This window comes from Bradyrhizobium sp. HKCCYLRH2047, assembly GCF_051168175.1.
In the GTDB taxonomy this organism is placed as follows: Bacteria; Pseudomonadota; Alphaproteobacteria; order Rhizobiales; family Xanthobacteraceae; genus Bradyrhizobium.
The window spans coordinates 352,901-373,211 of sequence record NZ_JBNPUM010000005.1 but is presented as its reverse complement, the minus strand read 5'-3'; the positions used below and the strand labels follow the sequence as shown (position 1 = coordinate 373,211).

Genomic DNA, 20,311 nt, shown 5'->3' with positions numbered 1-20,311 from the left:
ATGTTGACTGCTGATGAGATCGTGCACGTCAGGTCGTCGTTCGACTTGGTATTTGCCAATGCTACACAGATGACGACGACGTTCTATGACCGCATCTTCGAGCTCGCGCCGGAATGTCGCACGATGTTTCCCGCCGACATGGACGTGCTGAAACGGGACTTCATCGCGACCCTGGCGGTCCTCGTCGGCAGCCTCGATCAGACGACGGGTCTGTTGTCGAGCTCCGACATCCTCGGCCGCAATCATGCGCGCTATGGGGTCAGGCCTGAGCACTATCCGGTGGTCGGCGAAGCGCTGCTGTGGACCCTCGCCAACGGACTTGGTCCGCATTGGAACGAAGAGGTCGAGCAGGCCTGGCGCAAGGTCTATGGCATCATCGCCCAGCGCATGATCGCCATCTCGGCCGGCGCCCGGCAGCCCTGATCCGGATCTAGCTGCGCACGATCGAACCGGAGCGGCCGACGAGACGCGCGAGCTGCTTGAAGCGTCCGCCGACGCGGTCGGCGACGAGGTCGACCATCTGGTGCTCGAACACCAGCATCAGCTTGCGGTCCTGGGTGCGGAAATGCGTTGCCGGCAGCACGCCCGGCCGCGCCGCCGAGATCAGATGCGCGACGCGAAACGCGGTGCCGAGCAGGCGCGCACGATCGATCTGGGCCGGGCTGAGCTGCTCGGTGAGGGCAGGCGGCTTCGCCTCGTTGCCCAATCCCTCGTAGCGGAAGAACACCGACAGCGCGGCGAAGATGCGGCCCTCGTGGCTGATCGAGCCGAAATTGCCGTTAAGAATGATGCCGTAGGTCTGCTCGCCGCGATGGTCCGGATGCATGCGCCAGCCGATGTCGGACAACAGGCAGGCCGCATGCCGCAGCCGTCGCTCGTCCTCGGTCTCGCGGATGTGCATCACGCGGAACAGGCGGTCGGTCCAGTCGATCAGCTCGCGGGCATGCTGGGCCGAGCGCGACAACAGCTCGTTGAGGCCCTGCGCCGCGCAGAGCAGCCCGTCCTTGGCGCGCTCGGCGTCGGGAAGCTTGGAGTAGAGCAGGCCCTCGCGCACGCCGAAGGTCGAGAACACGACGGTCGTCGGCCTGGCGACGCGGATGATGTGCTCGAGCACCAGCGCGGCATAGGCAAGCAGCGGGCGTCGCGCCTCGGCGATCGCTTCGATGTCGGCCAGCATGTCGGCGGCGACGAGGCGGCGCAGCCGGCGCACGAAGGCCAGCGCGTCGGCCGCCGGGATCGCATAGCCGTGCATGACGCCGAGCGGATAGCCGCTCTGGATGATGTGGATGCGCGCCAGCGCGCGCCAGGTGCCGCCGACCGCGTAGAAGGTGCGGTTCTGACCGGCCAGCAGCTGCGGCAAGTCGGTCAGCGCCTCGCTCGCGATGCGCTGCGCCTTCTTCAGCGATTTCTCGGCGAGATCCTGCAGCGCCAGGCTGCCGAGCGGCAGGGTGACGCCGCTGCGGACCTGGTGCCCGCGCACGTCGATCAGCTCGAGTGAGCCGCCGCCGAGATCGCCGACGATGCCGTCGGGCTTGTGAATGCCGGAGATGACGCCGAGCGCCGAATAGCGCGCCTCTTCGGCGCCGGTGAGAATCTGGATCGGCGCGCCGCAGATCTTCTCGGCCTTGGTGATGAAATCGGGGCCGTTCGAAGCATCCCGGCAGGCGGCGGTCGCGATGGCATGAACCTGCCCCACCCGCTGCACCTTGCACAGCGCACGGAAGCGCTTCAGCGCGGTCAGCGCCTTGTCGACGGCATCAGATGCGAGAAGGCCGGTGGTCTGGACCTCGCGACCGAGCCCACACAGCGCCTTCTCGTTGAACACAGTGACGAGACTGCGTTCCATCGCCTGGTAGACGACGAGACGGACCGAATTCGAGCCGATGTCGATGACACCGACGCTCGTGGCCCTCGTGCGGGGCGGCTTCACCACGGCATGTCCCGGCGCAGAAGGCCCCGGTGCAGACAGCCCCTATGAAGGAGAGCGTTCATTCCGGCGCGTGAGCCGGCGCGGCGATGATTCCTTGAGCGACTTTCCACGGCCGGACAGACTCGGATTCGTCATGAAGTAATTGTGCAGGTTGAACGGCTCCTCGCCCTTCGCGGCCTTCATACGCGTTGACGACCCATCCGGCAACAATTGCCAGCTCTGCTCGGTATCCTTCAGGTTCGCGACCATGATCTGCTCCAGGACCTGCTGATGCACGGTGGGGTTCTGAAGCGGGCACAGCACCTCGACGCGGCGGTCGAGATTGCGCGGCATCATGTCGGCCGAGGAGATGTAGACGGCGGCCTTGGCGCTCGGCAGGCCCTGACCCATACCAAAGCAGTAGATGCGGCCATGCTCGAGGAAGCGGCCGATCACCGATTTGACGCGAATGTTCTCCGACAGTCCGGGCAGGCCCGGGCGCAGGCAGCAGATGCCGCGCACGATCAGCTCGATCGACACGCCGGCTTGCGAGGCCTCGTACAGCGCGTCGATGATGTCGGGATCGACCAGCGAGTTCATCTTCATCCAGATCACGGCCGGCTTGCCCTGGCGGGCGAAGCTGGTCTCGCCGTGGATGTGCTCGATGATGCGCTTGCGAAGCGTGAGCGGTGACACCGCCATCTTCTCGATGTCGATCGGCTCGGCATAGCCGGTGATGTAGTTGAACACCCGCGTGACGTCGCGGCCGATCACAGGATCGGAGGTGAAGTAGGACAGGTCGGTGTAGATGCGCGCCGTCACCGGGTGATAGTTGCCGGTGCCGGTGTGGACGTAGGTGGTGAGGCTGCCGCCCTCGCGGCGCACGACCATCGACAGCTTGGCATGCGTCTTCAGCTCCAGGAAGCCGTAGACCACCTGCACGCCGGCCCGCTCGAGGTCGCGGGCCCAGCGGATGTTGGCTTCCTCGTCGAAGCGCGCCTTGAGCTCGACCAGCGCGGTCACCGACTTGCCGGCTTCGGCAGCTTCCACCAGCGTGCGCACGATCGGCGAGTTGTTGGAGGTCCGGTACAGTGTCTGCTTGATCGCAACCACGTCGGGATCACGCGCCGCCTGCTGCAGGAACTGCACGACGACGTCGAACGACTCGTACGGATGATGGACGATCAGGTCCTTCTGGCGGATCGCGGCGAAGATGTCGCCGCCATGGTCGCGGACGCGCTCGGGGTGACGCGGCACATAGGGCGCGAATTCGAGGTCGGGCCGGTCGACCCGCGTCAGTTGCGACAGCTCGTTCATCGCCAGCACGCCGTCGACGACGAACACCTCGTCATCCGTCGTGGACAGCGCATTCTGCACGAAGCGGCGCAGCTCCTCCGGCATGTTGGCCTCGATCTCGAGCCGGATCACCGAGCCGCGGCGGCGCCGCTTCAGCGCCGTCTCGAACAGCCGCACCAGGTCTTCGGCTTCTTCCTCGATCTCGATTTCGGAGTCGCGGATGATCCGGAAGGCGCCCTGGCCCTTCACGGTGTAGCCCGGAAACAGCCGGCCGATGAACAGTCCGGTCGCCTGCTCCAGGGTGATCAGGCGGATCACGCCATCCTTGGAGCCGGGGAAGCGGATGAAGCGGTCGATCTTGCCGGGCATGCGAATGAGGGCGTTCATCGGACGCCCGTCCGCGGAGCGGATCAGCTGCAGCGCCACCGTGAAGCCGAGGCTCGGGATGAACGGGAACGGATGCGCCGGATCGATCGCGAGTGGCGTCAGCAGCGGGAAGATGTTGGCGAGGAAATGGTCCTCGATCCAGGCGCGCTCGCTCCTGGTGACGTCCTGACCGTCGACCAGCACGATGCCGAGCTCGCCGAGAAACTTGCGCAGGTCGCGCCAGATCGCCTGCTGGTCGATGGCGAGCTGCGACACCGTCTCGTTGATCAGCTTCAGCTGCTCGGTCGGCGTCAGCCCGTCGGGGCTGCGCTCGGCGATGCCCTCGCGGACTTGGGCGCGGATGCCGGCGACGCGCACCATGAAGAATTCATCAAGGTTGTTGGCGGAAATCGACAGGAAGCGCACCCGCTCCAGGGCGGGATGGCGCGGATTGACCGATTCCTCCAGAACGCGGCGGTTGAAGTGAAGCCAGGACAGCTCCCGATTGATGAATCGCTCGGGGCTCGAGGCAATCTCGATGGACGGCGCCGAGACCGGTGCTTTCTCTGAAATTTCAGTAACTTGCTCGGTATCCATAGGGAATTCGATCCATATCCGTCCAGTCGCGAATGGTCGACCGTAGCCCAATCTGGGTGACCAGGGGATGACGTTGCCGGCACCATTGAGGTTCCGTCATCAACCGCCGTCAAGATGGCTGCCGGTCACGCCGGGCGGAGCAGCTCCGCCGCCAGCGCCCGGGTGACGGGGCGTCCGAGCCGCAGCGACTCGTTGTCCAGCAGCGCGATGGTCTGGCGTGCCGCCGCATAGGACCGCTCGATGTGGCTGGCGAGATAGCTGACCACGGTTTCGTCGATCGCCAGCTGCCGGTCGGCGGCCAGCTTGACGATCAGGGCCCGGAACAGCTGGTCGTCGGGCGGCAGCAGCGTGACCACCGGGACGGCACGCAGCCGCGACCTCAGATCGGCCAGGGCGATTGGCAGGGCCGCCGGGGCCTCGCGCGCCGTGATCAGCACGAAGGCCTCGTCCTGGCGGGCCAGGTTCAGCAGGTGAAACAGCGCCCGCTCGTCGAGACCGGTGGCGGTCAGATCCTCCAGCACCAGCGCGCCGGTGGTGAGCGCCCCGGGGACCACGCCTGCCTCAAGGGCATGCGCGGACAGCGATCGGGCGCCTGCCTGCTCGGCCCAGATCGCGGCGAGGTGGCTCTTGCCGGAGCCGTCGGGGCCGACCAGGAACATGGTCCGCGCCGGCCATTCCGGCCAGGCGTCGACCAGAGCGAGCCCAGCCGCGTTGCCTGGACCTTCGAAGAAATTGTCCCGCGTCAGGCTCTCCGCATGCGGCAGCGCGAAGGCCAGCTGACGAGGGGGGATATGGCCGGCCAAGATCGAATTGCTCCATATCGTGTGGTGCGTGAGGTCAGGACGGGCCCTCCGCGGAGGATCACCGGACCTCGATGGTGCTCATGTGGCGCACCCAGTCGACGAGATACAGCCCGACCGACACGAGGGTAAAGACGGTGACCAGCACCATCAGCACCACATCGTAGGGCCTGGGCTCGAAGCCGAAGCTGAGCGAGGCCAGCACGAGCGCCGCGAATCCCACCTGGGCGACCGTGTTCAGCTTGGACACCATCAATGGCTTCATCGCGACCGGTCGGTCGAACAGCCAGGACACGATCACCGCCGAGACGATCATGATGTCGCGCGAGACCACCAGGATGACGATCCAGCGCGGGATCGCGCCCCAGATGCCAAGCGTGACGAAGATCGAGACCAGCAGCGCCTTGTCGGCGAGAGGATCGAGCAGCGCTCCCAGCTCGGACCGCAGGTTGAAGCGCTTGGCCAGGAAGCCGTCCACGGCGTCGCTCACCCCCGCGACCACGAAGACCAGAAACGCGATCTCCATCTGGCCGGCCGCAATGGCCCAGACGACGATCGGAACCAGCAGGATTCGACCCAGCGTGATCAGATTGGGGATACTGTGGGGAATGGTCACGCAGCGGGTCCCGACGACGACTCGATCAAAAGACAACCCGATTCCGAAACAGGGCGAACCGGTACGGTTCCTAGATAGTGTGGGGACGAGCCCCTTGCGAGCCATTGCGCGCGGCTGGATTCCGACGTAACCAGCGGCCAGATTAGGGGTTTTTACCATGACCGAGCGCAAGAACGGGCTCACTTATGCAGATTCGGGCGTCGATATCGATGCCGGAAACCGTCTGGTCGATCTGATCAAGCCCATGGTGCGCGCAACCGCCCGCGCCGGCGCGGATGCCGAGATCGGCGGCTTTGGCGGCCTGTTCGACCTCAAGGCCGCTGGATTCAAGGATCCGGTGCTGGTCGCGGCGACCGACGGCGTCGGCACCAAGGTGAAGATCGCGATCGAGACCGGGCTGCATGGCGGCATCGGCATCGACCTGGTCGCCATGTCGGTCAACGATCTCGTCGTGCAGGGCGCCGAGCCGCTGTTTTTCCTCGACTACTTCGCCTGCGGCAAGCTCGACCCGGAGGCGACGGCGTCGATCGTGGCCGGTGTCGCCGAAGGCTGCCGGGAATCCGGCTGCGCGCTGATCGGCGGTGAGACCGCGGAAATGCCGGGCCTCTACAAGGACGGCGACTACGATCTTGCCGGTTTCGCGGTCGGCGCGGCGGAACGTGGCACGCTGCTGCCGTCTCCCGACATCGCGGCCGGTGACGTGGTGCTGGGGCTCGCATCCTCCGGCGTCCACTCCAACGGCTATTCGCTGGTGCGCAAGATCGTCGCCCAGTCCGGCCTCGGCTTCGATGCGCCGGCGCCGTTCGCGCCGGTCCTGACCCTCGGCGCGGCGCTGCTGACGCCGACCCGCCTCTATGTGAAATCATGCCTTCGCGCCATCCGCGAGACCGGTGCGGTGAAGGGGCTCGCACACATCACGGGCGGCGGCTTCACCGACAACATTCCACGCGTGCTGCCGAAGCATCTCGGCGTCTCGATCGACCTGACGCGCCTGCCGGTGCTGCCGGTCTTCAAATGGCTGGCGGAGCAGGGCGGCATTGCCGAGCGCGAGCTCTTGCGCACCTTCAATTGCGGGATCGGCATGATCGCGATCGTCAAGGCCGAGGCCGTCGATGCCGTCATCGAGGTGTTCACCGCGAATGGCGAGCACGTCGCACGGCTCGGCGAGGTCGTTGCCGCGACAGGCGACGAGCGGGTGATCTATACCGGCGCCCTCGACCTGGCTTTGTGAGACGAGTGAGCCGATGAAGCGCCGCGTCGCCATCCTGATCTCGGGCCGTGGGTCGAACATGGCCGCGCTGATCCACGCGGCGGCGCAGCCGGAATTTCCGGCCGAGATCGCCGTCGTGATCTCCAACCGGGCCGATGCGGCCGGGCTGCAGAAAGCGCAGGAGAGCGGCGTCGTGATCGAAATCATCGAGAGCAAGCCGTTCGGCAAGGACCGCGCAGGGTTCGAGGCCAGACTGCAGCAGGCGCTCGATGCACGCGGCATCGAGATCATCTGCCTGGCCGGTTTCATGCGCCTGTTCACGGCGGAGTTCGTGCAGCGCTGGTACGGCAGGATGCTGAACATTCACCCGTCGCTGCTGCCATCATTCCCCGGCCTCGATCCGCATGGCCAGGCGCTGCGCGCCGGCGTCAAGCTGTCAGGCGCCACCGTGCATTTCGTCATCCCGGAGACGGATGCAGGTCCGATCGTGATGCAGGGCGCGGTCGTGGTCAGGGACGACGACACGCCGGACACGCTGTCGACGCGCATTCTCGGCGTCGAGCATCGGATCTATCCGGAGGCGCTGAAGCTGTTGGCCAAGGGTTTGGTGCGGCTCGAAGGCGATCTCTGCCGGACGTCGTCCGTGGAGCAAGGCGATCATACGCTGATCTGGCCGGTCGTCCGCTAGCTGTCGCGGACAAAAAAATCCCCGGCGGGGCCGGGGGCACATCAAGGCTGACGAAGTCTGATCATCGGCGGCGAGCGAACCTGACGCGGAGCTCGTGAGTTGGTTTACGAACCCGCGCTGTGGCGACCTCCGCCGGGACGATGCTCACGAGAGCTTCAGGTTCTCTGCCGACGTCTTGCCGCGGCTCTCCACCAGATCATATTCGATCGTCTGGTTCTCGTTGAGCGTGGTCAGTCCAGCACGCTCCACGGCCGAGATGTGGACGAACACGTCCTTGTCTCCGCCAGTCGGTTTGATGAAGCCATATCCCTTGGTCGGGTTGAACCACTTCACGCTGCCCTTGTAGGTCGGCATCGCTGTCTCCTCGTCTAGACGAAAAAAAGACGCGGCCACGCTCACGCGTGCCACGCCACAAACGGGCTTCCCGGGATCTGCTCAATTTCCAAAGTCGCGAAACGCACAGTCGAACGGCCAATCCGATTGTACGGGAGATTGCAACACGATTTTCCGCCGATATCAAGGTTGGCGGACTGATGAGAACGCGTCGCGACGTCGCGTCGCCGGCTGTTGCTGCAATTGCGAGGCTTGTGGTGCTGGAACCACAAATCCCTGCAGGGAAGCCGCGGCACGGGCAATCCTCATTGACCGCGATCGGGAACTGCGGGCAAATCATCGCGGCAATATTGAAGCGAATTTGAGCGGCGGTGAAACGGGGCATCGATGCGCGGGGCATCTCAAGCCAGGCCGGATCGGCGAATGCGTAGTGGTGCGTCGGGCGCGATGCTGCTCATCGTCGCGCTCGGCACGGCCGCCGCGTCTTCGCCGTGCGTCGCGCAGGCCAGCCTGCCGAGCATCGCCGCCAGCCCGACGCCGACACCAACGCCGAGCCCACTGCCCAGCCCTGCGCCAGGCGCGATCAGTTCCGAACGTTCGGCCGGCCGAGCCGTGCTCGATCTCGGCTCGAGCTTCCTCGAACGGCTCGGGACTCAGGCCACGCAGGGCGTCACCCGGCTGCAGCGGAGCAATCCCGGGGGCGGCGGCGCGCCGGAGGCTTCGGAACAGCCTCGGTTCCGGACCTGGGGCGAGATGTATGGCGTCACCGTCCGTAGCGATGCGCAACGCGACTTCGTCGGCGACAAGAGGACGACTGGGGGCGGCGTCGCCGGTATCGGCATGCGCCTCGTGCCGGGCGTGAATGTCGGACTATCCGTCGACCAGAGCCGGACCTGGGTCGATGTGCCGGAGGCGCTGCAAGCAGCGACGCTCGATCTCACGCAGTTTGGCTTCAACGCCTCGTTCGACCAGGGACCCTGGACCTGGGCGATCGCGGTCGTCCATGGAGTCGGCGGGATCAGTGCGCGGCGCGACACCAGCCCCGGTGCGGCGACGTCGGTCTACGGCGCCCACATCACGGGCGTGCTGAGCGAGCTCGACTACTACTGGAGCATCGGGGAGAGCCGGATCGTTCCGAAGCTCGCCTTCGAATACACGCGCGCCACGACGGCGGCATTCCAGGAAGCGGGCGGGCTCGACCCGCTGTCGGTCAGCGGCACCTCGCTGGAGCGCGCCCGCGTTCTCGTCGGCGCCGAGTTCGGCCGCTACTTCATCGTCGACGGCAAGATCCTCGACGTCTCGGCCTATGGCAAGCTGGTCGACAATTTCAGTCAGAATCTCGGCGCGCTGACCGTCAGCCTCGGTCCGCAGAGCATCACGCTGCAGGGCCTTGGCGAGGGCCGCTACGGCGCCGACGCCGGCGCGGCACTGTCGCTATCCCTGAACCGAACGGCACGCCTCTATCTCAACTACGATGCAAAGCTTCGCTCGGTGCTGCAATCGCATCAGGGCACGCTCGGCGTCGAGCTCAAATGGTAGCCCGTCATACGGGTTTCGGCGCGACGTAGCCGTTGAAGCCGACGACATCCCGCGCGGGCGCCATCAGAGGCACGAGATTCAGCGGATGGATGAACTCGTCCCGGAAGCAGGCATGGACCTTCGGATCGAAGATGCGCTTCAACCAGTCGATGACGACCTTGTGCCGGTCGGAGTTGCGAAACTCCTTGTGATAGGTCAGCCACAGATCCATGTGGTAGTTGATGCCGAGATCGACAGGAACGAGCGGCGCCCCGAGCGCGACCGCCGATGTCGGCAGAAAGCCGATGCCGGCGCCGCGCTCGACCGCGTAGAGCACGGCAACGCTCGAATTGGTTGAGATGCCGACGATGCCTTCGAGGGACTCCAGGCCGAGGATGCGCGCATAGCCGGTCTCGTCGAGTTGCACGCCGTGCTGCTTGATGATGCGGTGGTTCTTGAGATCCGCCAGCGAAGTCGGCAGTCCATGCGCGTCGCGATAGGCTTCCGACACGAAGCCGTAGATGTGCAGACGGCCGAGCTTTGCAACGATCACGTCGGGGTTGGTCGGCCGTTCGAACTGGATCGAGATGTCGGCCTCCAGCCGCGACACGTCGGCCTGCTGCATCGCGCAGCTCAGATCGACGGTGATCCTGCGATAGGTCTTCTGGAAATCGATCAGTCGCGGCAGGATCCAGAAATTGCCAGGGCCTTCGGTCACGGCGACGCGCACCGACCCCTGAGTGTCGGTCGACAGCGAGGCACGCCGGAAGATGTTGAAGCTCAGCCGCTCCATCTGCTCGACGTCGAACAGTAACGATCGTCCCTCGTCGCTGAGCGACAGGCCGGATTGATCACGGATGAAGAGCTTGCATCCGAGCTCGTCCTCGAGCCGGTCGATCTTGCGCATCAGGGTTGTGCCGGTCAGTCCGAGCACATCCGCCGCGTTGCGGAAGCTGCGGTGACGCGTACAGAGCAGAAATGCTCTCAAATCCTCCCACGAGGGGTTAAGCGTTTCGTCAGACTTCCTGCGCTGCGTAGATGCAGCACCCCGATGCAAATGTTGCCGCATACACTCCAGCCCCGACAAGTATGATGACGTCATCAAAGCCAAGCTGGAAACATAGATGCAGAACCCCTACCGCGGAAGCACAGAATTCACGCCGCGACATCAGCTCGACGCGCTGCCGCGGACGGATCGGGTCGCGGCGCGGGCGGTCACGCTCGATCGGCTCGGTGAGCTCGCGGCGCTCGCACGCCGGGAAATACCGGGCGTTCGTGCCTCAGAACACGAGCTTGCGGAGTTCTTGCGGCACGATCCGGACTCGATCTTCGCGCTCTACCGCGGCAGGAACCTGCTCGGCGGCATCGCCTTCCTCTATCTCAACTGCTCAGGCCTCGATGCTTTGCTCCTGGATGAGTTCAATTTGAATGATCCGCCGCGCAGATTTCTGGCGCGGCCGGACGAAGACGTAGCCGCCATCTATGTCTGGGCGCTCGTCGCGCAAGGGCGGGGAGCGATCGGTCTCGGCAACGTCGCGCAGGCGCTGCAAGGCGCGAGATTTCGCGCCGCCGATTACTACGCGCAACCATCGAGTCCGGAAGGGCGCGCCTTTCTCGGCGCGCTCGGCTTCACGCCGGTGCCGAGCTTTCAGCCCGATCTCTGGTGGTATCAGCGGCCGTGGAACCGGATGCCCGAGATGATCGCGCCTTCGATCCAGTCGATGAAGGGTTTCGAACAAGGGAGCATTGCGGATGCACAGCATTAGTTCGGCCAGGACAGCAAAGACGAATCCCCGCGCGATCACCGTGCGCATCGCGCGCGATCCGAATGACCTCATGCTCGTCACCGCGATCCGCTCGGCGGTCTACCTGACCGAGCAGGATTGTCCCATGGAGGAGGAGTTCGACGGCAACGATCTGGTTGCAGCCCACTTCCTCGGTTTCGTCGGCAAGGAGCCGGCTGGATGTGTGCGTGTGCGCTTCTTCGGCGACTTCGCCAAGGTCGAGCGGCTCGCGGTGCGCCATCAGTACCGGCGCTCGCGGCTGTCGTTCAAGCTGGTTCGCGAGGCGCTCGACTATTGCAGGCGCAAGGGCTTCAAGAAGGCCTATGGCCACGCGCAGGATCGTCTCGTCGATTTCTGGGCGCATTTCGGCGCCAAGCCGCTCGGCCATAATCGCAAGCTCACATTCTCCGATTTCTCCTACACGGAGATGGTGCTGGACCTCGAGCCGTGCGACGATGCGATCACGCTCGACAGCGATCCCTACATGATCATTCGTCCGGAAGGCGACTGGGATCGGCCGGGCGTGCTCGATCTCTCGGCTGGCCGGCCGGCATCCTCGCCCTTGCACGACTTCGCCGCAGCGAGACCATGATGCCGGGCCGAGATCTGTTCGGTGCCACCGAGGCGGATCCGCCTGTTCTCGTCTGCGCCGATCTGCAGTGCGAATATCTCGCCGAGGGACGCAGGCATCTGATCGCCGATGGCGACGTCGTCATGGCGCGCTGCCGGCAGTTGATCGCGCTCTGGCGTGACAACCTGTGGCCGGTCGTCCATCTCAAGCGGATCGCACAGGCAGCCTGGTTCAACCCGGCTTCCAACCTGACGAACTGGCTTCCGGACTTCAAGCCGACCCCGGGGGAGCTCGCGTTCGAGCATCCGCTGCCGTCCGCCTACAGTTCGGCCCGGTTCGCCGAGTACATGGCGAACATGCGCAGCATGCGCTGCGTGCTGCTCGGCTTCTCGCTGGACGAGACGATCCTCTCGACGGTGGTGGACGGCTTTCACCGCAGTCACCGCTATCAGGTGATCGGAGACGCCGTCGCCTGCCGGCAGGCCTGCGCCGGCGACGCCGCCTTGTACAAGTTGGTTGTAACCAAGGTGATCGGCAATTTTGCCGGTGTCCTCGCCAGCGCCGAGCTTATCGGCGCTGGCGGCCGGCTCGCGGTGTGACCGCGGCGGCTATTGGCGGTATCATCCTGAGGCGAGTCGTTCGGCCAGATCGATAATCATACGACGATCGGCCGGATCACTGATCTTGTTGAACGCGACGACGAGGCGAAGGGCCTCGACGACGTGCAGGTCGACCGGATTCTCGCTGAGCAGCCGCAGCAGCTTCTGTTCCGGCGGTTCGCAATTGTCTTTGCTCACGCGGCAGCTCCAGGACCGAGACCACGACATGACCCGAGAGGAAGAGCTCAAAGAGCTGGCGAGCAGCCTCCGGGCAGCCATCGCGAAGGCGCGCCAGCTCAATCTGCCGACCAGCGTCTACATTCTCTCGATGGCTCTGGTTGAGGTGTCCCAGACAATCGAGGCGGAGTTGAGGGGGCAGACCAGCGCCGAATGATTGGCGAGATCATGGACACCCGTGCCGCCTGCTGCAATCAACTCGGCAGACTCGGGGAAGACGCGGCCGGCCATAGCCGCTGCGACGCCCATCAGGCCCGGTCGACCCGGACGACGCGGCCCTTCTCGATGGCGAGCGCGAGCTTGCCGTGCTTCAGCGCCAGCGCGGCCTCGCCGAACAGTTCGCGGCGCCAGCCCTGCAGCGCAGCGACGTCGGCATTGTCATCGCCGGCGATCTGCTCGAGATCATCGACGGTGGCGATGACCTTGCTCGCCACGGCGTGCCGTTCCGAGGTCATGCGCAGGAGGACCTTGAGCAGCTCGACGATCGCAGCGCCATTGGAGTTGTTGCGCGGCTTTTCCAGCTTGGGCAGGGCGGCGAGATCGCGCGCCAGTCCGCGCTGCACGGCGGCAACGATGTCGGAGCCCCATTTGGAGCGCTCGAAGCCCTTGGGCAGCGAGCGCAGATTGCCGAGCTTCTCGATCGTTGTCGGGGCATGGGTGGCGATGTCGCCGACGGCGTCGTCCTTCATCACGCGGCTGCGCGGCACGTCGCGGCTCTGCGCCTCCTGCTCGCGCCAGGCCGCGACCTCGATCAACACGGCCAATTCCTTCGGCTTGCGGACGCGGGTCTTCAGCCGCTCCCAGGCGCGCTCGGGGTGGAAGTCGTAGGTCTTCGGCGAGGTCAGGACCTCCATCTCCTCGCTGACCCAGTCGCTGCGTCCGCGCTTCTTCAGGTCGGCATCGAGCGCGGCGAACACGTCGCGGAGATGGGTGACGTCGGCCTCGGCGTAATGCGCCTGCTCCTTGGTCAGCGGCCGGCGCGACCAGTCGGTGAAGCGGTGGGTCTTGTCGGGGCGGTGGCCGGTGATGCGCTCGACCAGTTGGTCGTAGGCGATGCTGTCACCGTATCCCAGCACCATCGCAGCGACCTGGGTGTCGAAGATCGGGTGCGGCACGATGCCGGCGCGGTGCCAGATGATCTCGATGTCCTGGCGAGCGGCGTGGAAGACCTTCAGGACCTTCTCGTTCGCCATCAGCTCGAAGAAGGCTTTGAGATCGATGCCCTCGGCCAGCGCATCGATCACCACGGCCTCGTCCGGGCTCGCCATCTGCACGACGCAGAGCAGGGGATAGTAGGTGGTTTCCCGGAGGAACTCGGTATCGACGGTGACGACCGGGTGGCGGGCGAGGCGGGCGCAGGCGGCTGCGAGGTCCGCGGTGGTGGTGATCAAGTCCATGAACGATCCATGACGAGGCTCTTACGCCGTCGTCCGAAAACGCTGACAAGTCAAGGGTGTCGGCAAAGGGTAAGGGACGAAATTCGTCTCCGCTTGTCGGCCCAATCCGCCGCGAACGCAAGCGCCAGTGTCTCGGCCGATCGCTCTATGGTTGATGATGGGCGGGCAGGGGGCCGGTCAGTGATGCCGGACGCGGCCCGCAGGCCGGCGCGCCGAGGGCACAGCGAGCACGATCAGGCACAAGGCGATCATCGCCAGACCCATGAATTCGAACACCAGCGCGTCCACGTCTCAGACCTCCCCGACTTGTTGGTTCAACTTGTCGGGGCTGCGTTGATCGTTTCTTAAGGACCCGGGCGCTGTCAGGGCGATGGTGGACGCGAGGTTAAGACTGCGTGTCAGGTGCCGCAGAACGTCTGCAACACCTGCTCCTCCGGCTGCGGCGGATCGGCATAATCAGCCCGGTCCGGCCGGTCGTCATAGGGCCGGGCCAGCACCGCATGCAGCTCCTCGAACGGTGCGTAGTCGTCGTTCTCGACCGCCGCCGTGATCACCGCCTCGATGCGGTGGTTGCGCGGGATGAAGGCCGGATTGACCTTGCGCATGGCCGCGCGCCGCTCGGCCGGGCTCTGCGGTTCCTCGGTCAGGCGCTGCTGCCAGCGCGCCACCCATTCGTCGAACCCGGCGGGATCCTCGAACAGCGAACGGACCTCGCCGAGATCGCCGTTGCCGGCGGCGTCGCTGAGACGGCGGAACGTCAGCGTGAAGTCGGCCTTGGCCGCGGCCATCGCGTCGAACAGCGCCTGCGCCAGCGGCTGGTCGCCCTCGCGTTGCGTGAACAGGCCGAGCTTGCGCCGCAGTCCCGCCTGGTGGGCGTCGGTGAACTCCGCGGCGAAGCCGTCGAGTGCAGCCTCGGCCTCCTTGATCGCCTGGTCCTTGTCGTCCCCGAACAGCGGCAGCAGGCATTCGGCCAGCCGGGTCAGGTTCCACAGCGCGATGCGCGGCTGGTTGGCGAAGGCGTAGCGGCCGAACTCGTCGATCGAGGAGAACACCTGCTTGGGATCGTAGGCGTCCATGAAGGCGCAGGGGCCGTAATCGATGGTCTCGCCGGACACCGAGGTGTTGTCGGTGTTCATAACGCCATGGATGAAGCCGACCAGCAGCCAGTCGGCGATCAGCTTGGCCTGGCGCGCGATCACGGCGTCGAGCAGGGCGTGGTAGGGCCGCTCGGTGCCGGCGATATCAGGATAGTGCCGGCTGATGACGTGGTCGGCGAGCCGGCGCACGGCGTCCACGTCCTGGCGGGCGGCGAAGTACTGGAACGTGCCGACCCGGATGTGGCTGGTGGCGACCCGGGTCAGCACCGCGCCGGGCAGGGCCGTGCCGCGATAGACCTGCTCGCCGGTGACGACCGCCGCCAGCGACCGGGTGGTCGGGATTCCCAGCGCCGCCATCGCCTCGCTGACGATGTATTCGCGCAAGACCGGCCCCAGCGCCGCACGGCCGTCGCCGCGGCGCGAAAATGGCGTCGGGCCGGAGCCCTTGAGCTGGATGTCGCGGCGGACGCCGTTGCGATCGACGACCTCGCCGAGCAGGACCGCCCGGCCGTCGCCGAGCTGCGGCACGAAATGCCCGAACTGGTGGCCGGCATAGGCCATCGCGATCGGCTCGGCACCCTCGGGCACGGTTTTGCCCGCCAGGATCTCGGCGCCCTCCGGCGTCTCCAGCTCCGTCGGGTTGAGGCCGAGCTCCTCGGCCAGCGGCCGGTTCAGCTTGATCAGGCGGGGCGCCGCGACGGGGGTCGGCGCCACCCGGGCAAAGAAATTGTCCGGCAGCGCGGCGTAGGAATTCTGGAAGGGGAAATGCACGGTCATGGCTCCAAGATAGGCCCGCTGAGGCCACTTTTCGAGCCCAAACGGCTGCCAGATGAGCGTTTCAGCGCCAGCTCAATTCGGCGGCAGCGCGGCCGGTTGCTCCGGTGCGCCGGGGAGGCGGCCTTTTCCGCAACGAGGCGGAAAAGGGGCCGCGCATGCGGTTGCCGCGCCGGGGCGGCTCGGCTAAACCCTGCGCGCATTCGGCAATGCGCCCTTGCGGCTGCGCCGATTCCCTTTTCCTCACGACGACCATTCAGGACGACCATGCATCGCTACCGGACCCACACCTGCGGCGCGCTCCGCGAGAGCAACATCGGAGAGACGGTCCGGCTGTCCGGCTGGTGCCATCGCATCCGCGACCATGGCGGCGTGCTGTTCGTCGATCTGCGCGACCATTACGGCATCACCCAGTGCGTCGTCGACCCGGACTCGCCGGCGTTCAGCCTCGCCGAGAAGCTGCGCTCGGAGTGGGTCGTGCGCATGGAGGGCAAGGTGCGCCGCCGCCCGGCCGGCGCCGACAACAAGAGCACCGACAATGACGATCTGCCGACCGGCAAGATCGAGCTCTACGTCTCCGACATCGAGGTGCTCGGCCCCGCGGACGAGCTGCCGCTGCCGGTGTTCGGCGAGCAGGACTATCCCGAGGACATCCGGCTGAAATACCGCTTCCTCGATCTGCGCCGCGAGAAGCTGCACCAGAACATCATGACGCGCGGCGCGATCATCGATTCGATGCGCCGGCGCATGAAGGAGCAGGGCTTCTTCGAATTCCAGACCCCGATCCTGACCGCGTCCTCGCCCGAGGGCGCGCGCGACTTCCTGGTGCCGTCGCGCATCCATCCCGGCAAGTTCTACGCGCTGCCGCAGGCGCCGCAGCAGTACAAGCAGCTGCTGATGATGTCGGGCTTCGACCGCTACTTCCAGATCGCGCCGTGCTTCCGCGACGAGGACCCGCGCGCCGACCGCCTGCCCGGCGAGTTCTATCAGCTCGACGTCGAGATGAGCTTCGTCGAGCAGGAGGACGTGTTCGCGGCGATGGAGCCGGTGATCACCGGCGTGTTCGAGGATTTCGCCAAGGGGAAGCCGGTCACCAAGGGCTGGCCGCGCATCCCATTCGCGGAAGCGATCCGCAAATACGGCTCCGACAAGCCCGACCTGCGCAACCCGATCGAGATGGCCGACGTCTCCGAGCACTTCCGCGGCTCAGGCTTCAAGGTGTTCGCGCGCATGCTCGAGGACCCCAAGAACCAGGTGTGGGCGATTCCCGCACCGGGTGGCGGCAGCCGCGCGTTCTGCGACCGGATGAACTCGTGGGCGCAGGGCGAAGGCCAGCCAGGCCTCGGCTACATCATGTGGCGCGAGGGCGGCGAGGGCGCGGGTCCCTTGGCGAACAACATCGGTCCGGAGCGCACCGCTGCGATCCGCAGCCAGATCGGCACCAAGGAAGGCGACGCCGCCTTCTTCGTCGCCGGCGATCCCGACAAGTTCTGGAAGTTCGCAGGCCTCGCCCGCAACAAGGTCTCCGACGAGCTGAACCTCGCCGACAAGGATCAGTTCAAGCTGGCCTGGATCGTCGACTTCCCGATGTACGAGTACAACGAGGACGACAAGAAGGTCGACTTCTCGCACAATCCGTTCTCGATGCCGCAGGGCGGCCTGGAGGCGCTGCAGACCCAGGATCCGCTGACGATCAAGGCGTTCCAGTACGACATCACCTGCAACGGCTACGAGATCGCCTCCGGCGGCATCCGCAACCACAAGCCGGCGGCGATGGTGAAGGCGTTCGAGATCGCAGGTTACGGCGAGCAGGAGGTGGTCGACCGCTTCGGCGGCATGTACCGCGCCTTCCAGTACGGCGCCCCGCCGCATGGCGGCATGGCCGCCGGCGTCGACCGCATCGTGATGCTGCTCTGTGGCACCACCAACCTGCGCGAGATCTCGCTGTTCCCGATGAACCAGCAGGCCATGGACCTGCTGATGGGCGCCCCGTCCGAGGCTTCGACCAAGCAGCTTCGCGAGCTGCACATCAGGACCAATCTGCCGAACAAGTAGTTCGGCAGGGCTCGATGTAGGGTGGGCAAAGCGGCCGCCGTCAAGCGGCGGCGTGCCCACCATCCATCGGCGCATCCGCCGCGAGATGGAGGGCACGGCGCTCCAGCAGATTGCCGTGAGGAGAGAGCAGGGCAGCGCCTTTGCCCACCCGACGGCAGTGTTCTCCCTTATGCCACCGAACGGCCCGGCGGCATCCGCGTCAGGACGTCGTCGCGGCGGACGGCGTGATGAAACAGTGCGGCGGCGACGTGCAGGGCCACCACGACCCACGCGATCCATTTGCCGACAAAATGGTGGATCGCGTCGACCGGCGGCTCGAACGCCTCTCAGGCGATCCCCGAGCGCGTCTCGATCCAGCTGAACAGCGCAATCCGTCTCGGCTCGTCGTTATCGGCCCCGAGCTGCGGCATGTCGTCGCCGGTTAGGACGTCACGCCGGTGCAAGATGACCCAGCCTTGAAGGCGTCGCTCCGTATTTGATGTTCTCGCGTTAATGCTGGTTAACACTGCGAACAACTTCGTCCGGGCCTTCGATTGCGTCGAGGCGGCTCCGGATGCGCTCTCGCGCATCGCGCCGAGCTCTTCGAACGGCCACAGGATCGGGCCGTCGTGCCCCGCGGCAAAGTGTTGATTCTGAGAACTAATCGATGGTGCCGGCTGTTAGTTCGGCGCGTTGCGAGACCCAACGCAGAACGCGATCGAGCAGTGCGGCTCGCTATGAGTTCCAGGCGACAGCGATCGGCCGAATGGCGGTTGCGGTGTTATGCAACCTGTCCTTAATAGAAGCCTGTCTGACTCATGTAGTGAACATAGCCAACCAATCACAAGAAGACGGATAGTTCAAAATGACCGTTCGCTGGTGTGCGCTCCTTCTCGGAACCTGCTTCTTCGTCCCTGCCGCCTCTGCTGTTCCCATTTCCCCCGATGTCGTTCGTGATCTCGCCGCCCGCGTCGGTCCGGTCGTCGGTCAGGCCGCGACGTGCCGCGAGATCGCCCAGGGACGCGTCCAGACCATCATCGATCAATTCAGCGAAGTGATCCGCCAGGGCTCTTCGAACGGCGGCGAGCGCGATGGGCTCATCCGCACCTTCAACAGCTACATCGCCGAGGGCCGCGGCCGGGTCGCGTCCTCGCAGGTGAACTGTCAGACCGCAGAGCGCCAATTGGCAGAGCTGGAGCGGTCGCTCAGCCAGCAGCAGTCGGCGGCTCCCTCGCTGTCCTTCGCGCTGGCTCCCTCGACCGCGGCCGCGTCGACGCAGCCCACGGCCAACCTGCCGCCTCCGCTTCCGCACGGCGTCAGCGATACTGAGATCCGGTTCGGCACCGTCATCCCGTTCTCTGGAGTCCGCAAGGAGTCCGCGCGCCAGATGAAGCTCGGCATCGAGACCGCGTTCGCCCGCGCCAACGATGCCGGCGGCATCAATGGCCGCAAGCTGCGGCTGATCGCTGCCGACGATGGCTATGATCCGACGCGGACGCTCGGCGCCATGACGCAATTGTACGAGAAGGACCAGGTGTTCGGCTATATCGGCAACATGGGCACTGCGAACAACGCGGTGGCGATTCCCTACGCGCTGGAGCGCCGCGCGCTGTTCTTCGCGCCCTATAGCGGCTCCGCCGTCGTCCGCCGCGATCCGCCCGACCGCTACGTCTTCAACTATCGTGCGAGCTACGCCGAAGAGACCGCGGCGATCGTGCGCTACCTGATGAAGGTCAAGCGCATCCCGGCGAAGCAGATCGCCGTGTTCGCGCAGAACGACGCCTATGGCGACGACGGTGCCAACGGTGTCGCCAAGGCGTTCCGCGCGAACGGCATCAACGATCCGATCATCCGCTACGGTTTTCCGCGCGGCACGCTGGACGTCGACGAGGCCGTCGGCAAGCTGAAGGCGCAGACCAAGCCGCCGATCAAGGCCGTGATCATGATCGCGACCGACCGCGCGGCGGCGAAATTCATCGAGAAGACCCACGAGGCGGTTCCAGGGCTGATCTACGCCAACATCTCGGCGGTCGGATCGTCGTCGCTCGCGGCCGAGCTGAAGCTGCTCGGCTCGAAATACACCAACGGCGTCATCGTCACGCAGGGCGTTCCCTCGGTCGCAGGCTATTCGAGCCTGGTGCTCGACTACAAGACGGCGCTGGAGAAGTACTTCCCGGGCGAAGCGCCGGACTACACCTCGCTCGAGGGCTTCATCTCGGCGAGCATCCTGATCCAGGCGCTGAAGCAGACCACGCCGCTCGAGACCGAGCGGCTGGTCGATACGCTGGAGTCGATGCAGAGCATCGACCTCGGGCTCGGCAGCAAGCTCTCCTTCGGACGCGCCGAGCACCAGGCCTCGCACAAGATCTGGGGCACCGCGCTCGACGAGACCGGCACCTACCAGGCGATCGAGCTGGAATGAGGCGCGGAGGGGGGCGCGGCAAGACGGCCATCGCCGGGCCTTGCCGCGTCGCCCACGCTTCCC

21 protein-coding genes are annotated in these 20,311 nt (G+C 65.7%); 11 read left to right on the top strand and 10 right to left on the bottom strand.

Annotation, left to right across the window (positions count from 1 at the left end):
* Positions 1 to 423 (top strand): globin family protein, encoded by a 423-nt coding sequence (locus tag ACQR1D_RS14980; RefSeq protein ID WP_434840015.1) that lies wholly within the window; start codon positions 1 to 3, stop codon positions 421 to 423.
* A 7-nt stretch (positions 424 to 430) separates the two neighbouring features.
* On the opposite strand, the gene ppx is transcribed toward ACQR1D_RS14980, so the two are convergent.
* The 4 genes from ppx to ACQR1D_RS14960 form a co-directional block, all read right to left on the bottom strand.
* On the bottom strand, positions 431 to 1,930 hold the full coding sequence (gene ppx / locus ACQR1D_RS14975; protein WP_434840039.1) for an exopolyphosphatase: 1,500 nt from the start codon (positions 1,928 to 1,930) through the stop codon (positions 431 to 433).
* A 42-nt stretch (positions 1,931 to 1,972) separates the two neighbouring features.
* Positions 1,973 to 4,168 carry an RNA degradosome polyphosphate kinase gene (locus ACQR1D_RS14970; RefSeq protein ID WP_315800272.1) on the bottom strand — a complete coding sequence of 732 codons (2,196 nt, stop codon included), beginning with the start codon at positions 4,166 to 4,168 and terminating at the stop codon, positions 1,973 to 1,975.
* A gap of 125 nt (positions 4,169 to 4,293) precedes the next feature.
* Positions 4,294 to 4,971: a chromosomal replication initiator DnaA gene (locus ACQR1D_RS14965; protein ID WP_434840016.1), complete on the bottom strand. Its 678-nt coding sequence runs from the start codon at positions 4,969 to 4,971 to the stop codon at positions 4,294 to 4,296.
* Between the two features lie 58 nt (positions 4,972 to 5,029).
* The gene (locus tag ACQR1D_RS14960; RefSeq protein ID WP_315800270.1) at positions 5,030 to 5,584 is read right to left on the bottom strand and encodes a CDP-alcohol phosphatidyltransferase family protein; all 555 of its coding nucleotides are present in this window, start codon (positions 5,582 to 5,584) and stop codon (positions 5,030 to 5,032) included.
* A gap of 157 nt (positions 5,585 to 5,741) precedes the next feature.
* Here ACQR1D_RS14960 and purM point away from each other — a divergent pair, with 157 nt between their 5' ends.
* Both purM and purN read left to right on the top strand, forming a co-directional pair.
* Entirely contained in the window at positions 5,742 to 6,815 is a 1,074-nt protein-coding gene (gene purM / locus ACQR1D_RS14955) for a phosphoribosylformylglycinamidine cyclo-ligase (protein WP_434840017.1), read from the top strand.
* A 13-nt stretch (positions 6,816 to 6,828) separates the two neighbouring features.
* Positions 6,829 to 7,482 (top strand): phosphoribosylglycinamide formyltransferase, encoded by a 654-nt coding sequence (gene purN, locus ACQR1D_RS14950; protein ID WP_434840018.1) that lies wholly within the window; start codon positions 6,829 to 6,831, stop codon positions 7,480 to 7,482.
* Between the two features lie 144 nt (positions 7,483 to 7,626).
* Here the strand turns inward: purN and ACQR1D_RS14945 are convergent, their stop codons facing one another.
* Complete coding sequence (locus ACQR1D_RS14945) at positions 7,627 to 7,836, bottom strand: cold-shock protein (RefSeq protein ID WP_284423192.1); 210 nt, start codon at positions 7,834 to 7,836, stop codon at positions 7,627 to 7,629.
* A 402-nt stretch (positions 7,837 to 8,238) separates the two neighbouring features.
* Here ACQR1D_RS14945 and ACQR1D_RS14940 point away from each other — a divergent pair, with 402 nt between their 5' ends.
* Complete coding sequence (locus ACQR1D_RS14940) at positions 8,239 to 9,354, top strand: autotransporter outer membrane beta-barrel domain-containing protein (RefSeq protein ID WP_434840019.1); 1,116 nt, start codon at positions 8,239 to 8,241, stop codon at positions 9,352 to 9,354.
* Positions 9,355 to 9,358: 4 nt separating this feature from the next.
* Here ACQR1D_RS14940 and ACQR1D_RS14935 read toward each other — a convergent pair whose 3' ends face one another.
* Positions 9,359 to 10,402, bottom strand: a complete 1,044-nt coding sequence (locus ACQR1D_RS14935; protein ID WP_316180884.1) for a LysR family transcriptional regulator — start codon at positions 10,400 to 10,402, stop codon at positions 9,359 to 9,361.
* A gap of 55 nt (positions 10,403 to 10,457) precedes the next feature.
* Here ACQR1D_RS14935 and ACQR1D_RS14930 point away from each other — a divergent pair, with 55 nt between their 5' ends.
* From ACQR1D_RS14930 to ACQR1D_RS14920, 3 genes are read left to right on the top strand one after another with little or no spacing between them, the layout of a single operon-like run.
* Entirely contained in the window at positions 10,458 to 11,099 is a 642-nt protein-coding gene (locus ACQR1D_RS14930; protein ID WP_315800265.1) for a hypothetical protein, read from the top strand.
* The gene (locus ACQR1D_RS14925; RefSeq protein ID WP_315800264.1) at positions 11,086 to 11,709 is read left to right on the top strand and encodes a GNAT family N-acetyltransferase; all 624 of its coding nucleotides are present in this window, start codon (positions 11,086 to 11,088) and stop codon (positions 11,707 to 11,709) included. The genes ACQR1D_RS14930 and ACQR1D_RS14925 overlap by 14 nt, the downstream gene beginning before the upstream one ends.
* Positions 11,706 to 12,287, top strand: coding sequence for an isochorismatase family protein (locus tag ACQR1D_RS14920; protein ID WP_434840020.1), 582 nt, complete (start codon positions 11,706 to 11,708; stop codon positions 12,285 to 12,287). The genes ACQR1D_RS14925 and ACQR1D_RS14920 overlap by 4 nt, the downstream gene beginning before the upstream one ends.
* Positions 12,288 to 12,308: 21 nt before the next feature.
* Here ACQR1D_RS14920 and ACQR1D_RS14915 read toward each other — a convergent pair whose 3' ends face one another.
* Positions 12,309 to 12,485 carry a hypothetical protein gene (locus tag ACQR1D_RS14915; RefSeq protein WP_315800262.1) on the bottom strand — a complete coding sequence of 59 codons (177 nt, stop codon included), beginning with the start codon at positions 12,483 to 12,485 and terminating at the stop codon, positions 12,309 to 12,311.
* Positions 12,486 to 12,513: 28 nt separating this feature from the next.
* Here ACQR1D_RS14915 and ACQR1D_RS14910 point away from each other — a divergent pair, with 28 nt between their 5' ends.
* Entirely contained in the window at positions 12,514 to 12,681 is a 168-nt protein-coding gene (locus tag ACQR1D_RS14910) for a hypothetical protein (protein ID WP_315800261.1), read from the top strand.
* A gap of 91 nt (positions 12,682 to 12,772) precedes the next feature.
* Here the strand turns inward: ACQR1D_RS14910 and rnd are convergent, their stop codons facing one another.
* Positions 12,773 to 13,921 carry a ribonuclease D gene (gene rnd / locus ACQR1D_RS14905; protein ID WP_315800260.1) on the bottom strand — a complete coding sequence of 383 codons (1,149 nt, stop codon included), beginning with the start codon at positions 13,919 to 13,921 and terminating at the stop codon, positions 12,773 to 12,775.
* Positions 13,922 to 14,319: 398 nt separating this feature from the next.
* The gene (locus ACQR1D_RS14900; RefSeq protein WP_434840021.1) at positions 14,320 to 15,795 is read right to left on the bottom strand and encodes a protein adenylyltransferase SelO; all 1,476 of its coding nucleotides are present in this window, start codon (positions 15,793 to 15,795) and stop codon (positions 14,320 to 14,322) included.
* 264 nt (positions 15,796 to 16,059) lie between these two features.
* Here ACQR1D_RS14900 and aspS point away from each other — a divergent pair, with 264 nt between their 5' ends.
* Positions 16,060 to 17,847 (top strand): aspartate--tRNA ligase, encoded by a 1,788-nt coding sequence (aspS, locus tag ACQR1D_RS14895; RefSeq protein ID WP_315800258.1) that lies wholly within the window; start codon positions 16,060 to 16,062, stop codon positions 17,845 to 17,847.
* A 167-nt stretch (positions 17,848 to 18,014) separates the two neighbouring features.
* On the opposite strand, the gene ACQR1D_RS14890 is transcribed toward aspS, so the two are convergent.
* Positions 18,015 to 18,107, bottom strand: coding sequence for a hypothetical protein (locus tag ACQR1D_RS14890; protein ID WP_316181021.1), 93 nt, complete (start codon positions 18,105 to 18,107; stop codon positions 18,015 to 18,017).
* On the opposite strand from ACQR1D_RS14890, the gene ACQR1D_RS14885 reads away from it, so the two are divergent.
* Both ACQR1D_RS14885 and ACQR1D_RS14880 read left to right on the top strand, forming a co-directional pair.
* Complete coding sequence (locus ACQR1D_RS14885) at positions 18,075 to 18,272, top strand: hypothetical protein (RefSeq protein ID WP_434840041.1); 198 nt, start codon at positions 18,075 to 18,077, stop codon at positions 18,270 to 18,272. The genes ACQR1D_RS14890 and ACQR1D_RS14885 overlap by 33 nt on opposite strands.
* 419 nt (positions 18,273 to 18,691) lie before the next feature.
* On the top strand, positions 18,692 to 20,248 hold the full coding sequence (locus ACQR1D_RS14880; RefSeq protein WP_316215655.1) for an ABC transporter substrate-binding protein: 1,557 nt from the start codon (positions 18,692 to 18,694) through the stop codon (positions 20,246 to 20,248).
* The last annotated feature ends 63 nt before the right edge of the window (positions 20,249 to 20,311 follow it).

Excerpts from the sequence above, each read along its gene's own strand:
- rnd (WP_315800260.1), bottom strand. The coding sequence starts at position 13,921 with ATGGACTTGATCACCACCACCGCGGACCTCGCAGCCGCCTGCGCCCGC.
- ACQR1D_RS14945 (WP_284423192.1), bottom strand. The coding sequence starts at position 7,836 with ATGCCGACCTACAAGGGCAGCGTGAAGTGGTTCAACCCGACCAAGGGA.
- ACQR1D_RS14970 (WP_315800272.1), bottom strand. The coding sequence starts at position 4,168 with ATGGATACCGAGCAAGTTACTGAAATTTCAGAGAAAGCACCGGTCTCG.
- ACQR1D_RS14925 (WP_315800264.1), top strand. The coding sequence starts at position 11,086 with ATGCACAGCATTAGTTCGGCCAGGACAGCAAAGACGAATCCCCGCGCG.
- aspS (WP_315800258.1), top strand. The coding sequence starts at position 16,060 with ATGCATCGCTACCGGACCCACACCTGCGGCGCGCTCCGCGAGAGCAAC.
- ACQR1D_RS14980 (WP_434840015.1), top strand. The coding sequence starts at position 1 with ATGTTGACTGCTGATGAGATCGTGCACGTCAGGTCGTCGTTCGACTTG.
- ACQR1D_RS14910 (WP_315800261.1), top strand. The coding sequence starts at position 12,514 with ATGACCCGAGAGGAAGAGCTCAAAGAGCTGGCGAGCAGCCTCCGGGCA.
- ACQR1D_RS14930 (WP_315800265.1), top strand. The coding sequence starts at position 10,458 with ATGCAGAACCCCTACCGCGGAAGCACAGAATTCACGCCGCGACATCAG.
- ACQR1D_RS14900 (WP_434840021.1), bottom strand. The coding sequence starts at position 15,795 with ATGACCGTGCATTTCCCCTTCCAGAATTCCTACGCCGCGCTGCCGGAC.
- ACQR1D_RS14940 (WP_434840019.1), top strand. The coding sequence starts at position 8,239 with ATGCGTAGTGGTGCGTCGGGCGCGATGCTGCTCATCGTCGCGCTCGGC.
- purN (WP_434840018.1), top strand. The coding sequence starts at position 6,829 with ATGAAGCGCCGCGTCGCCATCCTGATCTCGGGCCGTGGGTCGAACATG.
- ACQR1D_RS14885 (WP_434840041.1), top strand. The coding sequence starts at position 18,075 with ATGAAACAGTGCGGCGGCGACGTGCAGGGCCACCACGACCCACGCGAT.
- ACQR1D_RS14935 (WP_316180884.1), bottom strand. The coding sequence starts at position 10,402 with ATGCGGCAACATTTGCATCGGGGTGCTGCATCTACGCAGCGCAGGAAG.
- ACQR1D_RS14920 (WP_434840020.1), top strand. The coding sequence starts at position 11,706 with ATGATGCCGGGCCGAGATCTGTTCGGTGCCACCGAGGCGGATCCGCCT.
- purM (WP_434840017.1), top strand. The coding sequence starts at position 5,742 with ATGACCGAGCGCAAGAACGGGCTCACTTATGCAGATTCGGGCGTCGAT.
- ACQR1D_RS14880 (WP_316215655.1), top strand. The coding sequence starts at position 18,692 with ATGACCGTTCGCTGGTGTGCGCTCCTTCTCGGAACCTGCTTCTTCGTC.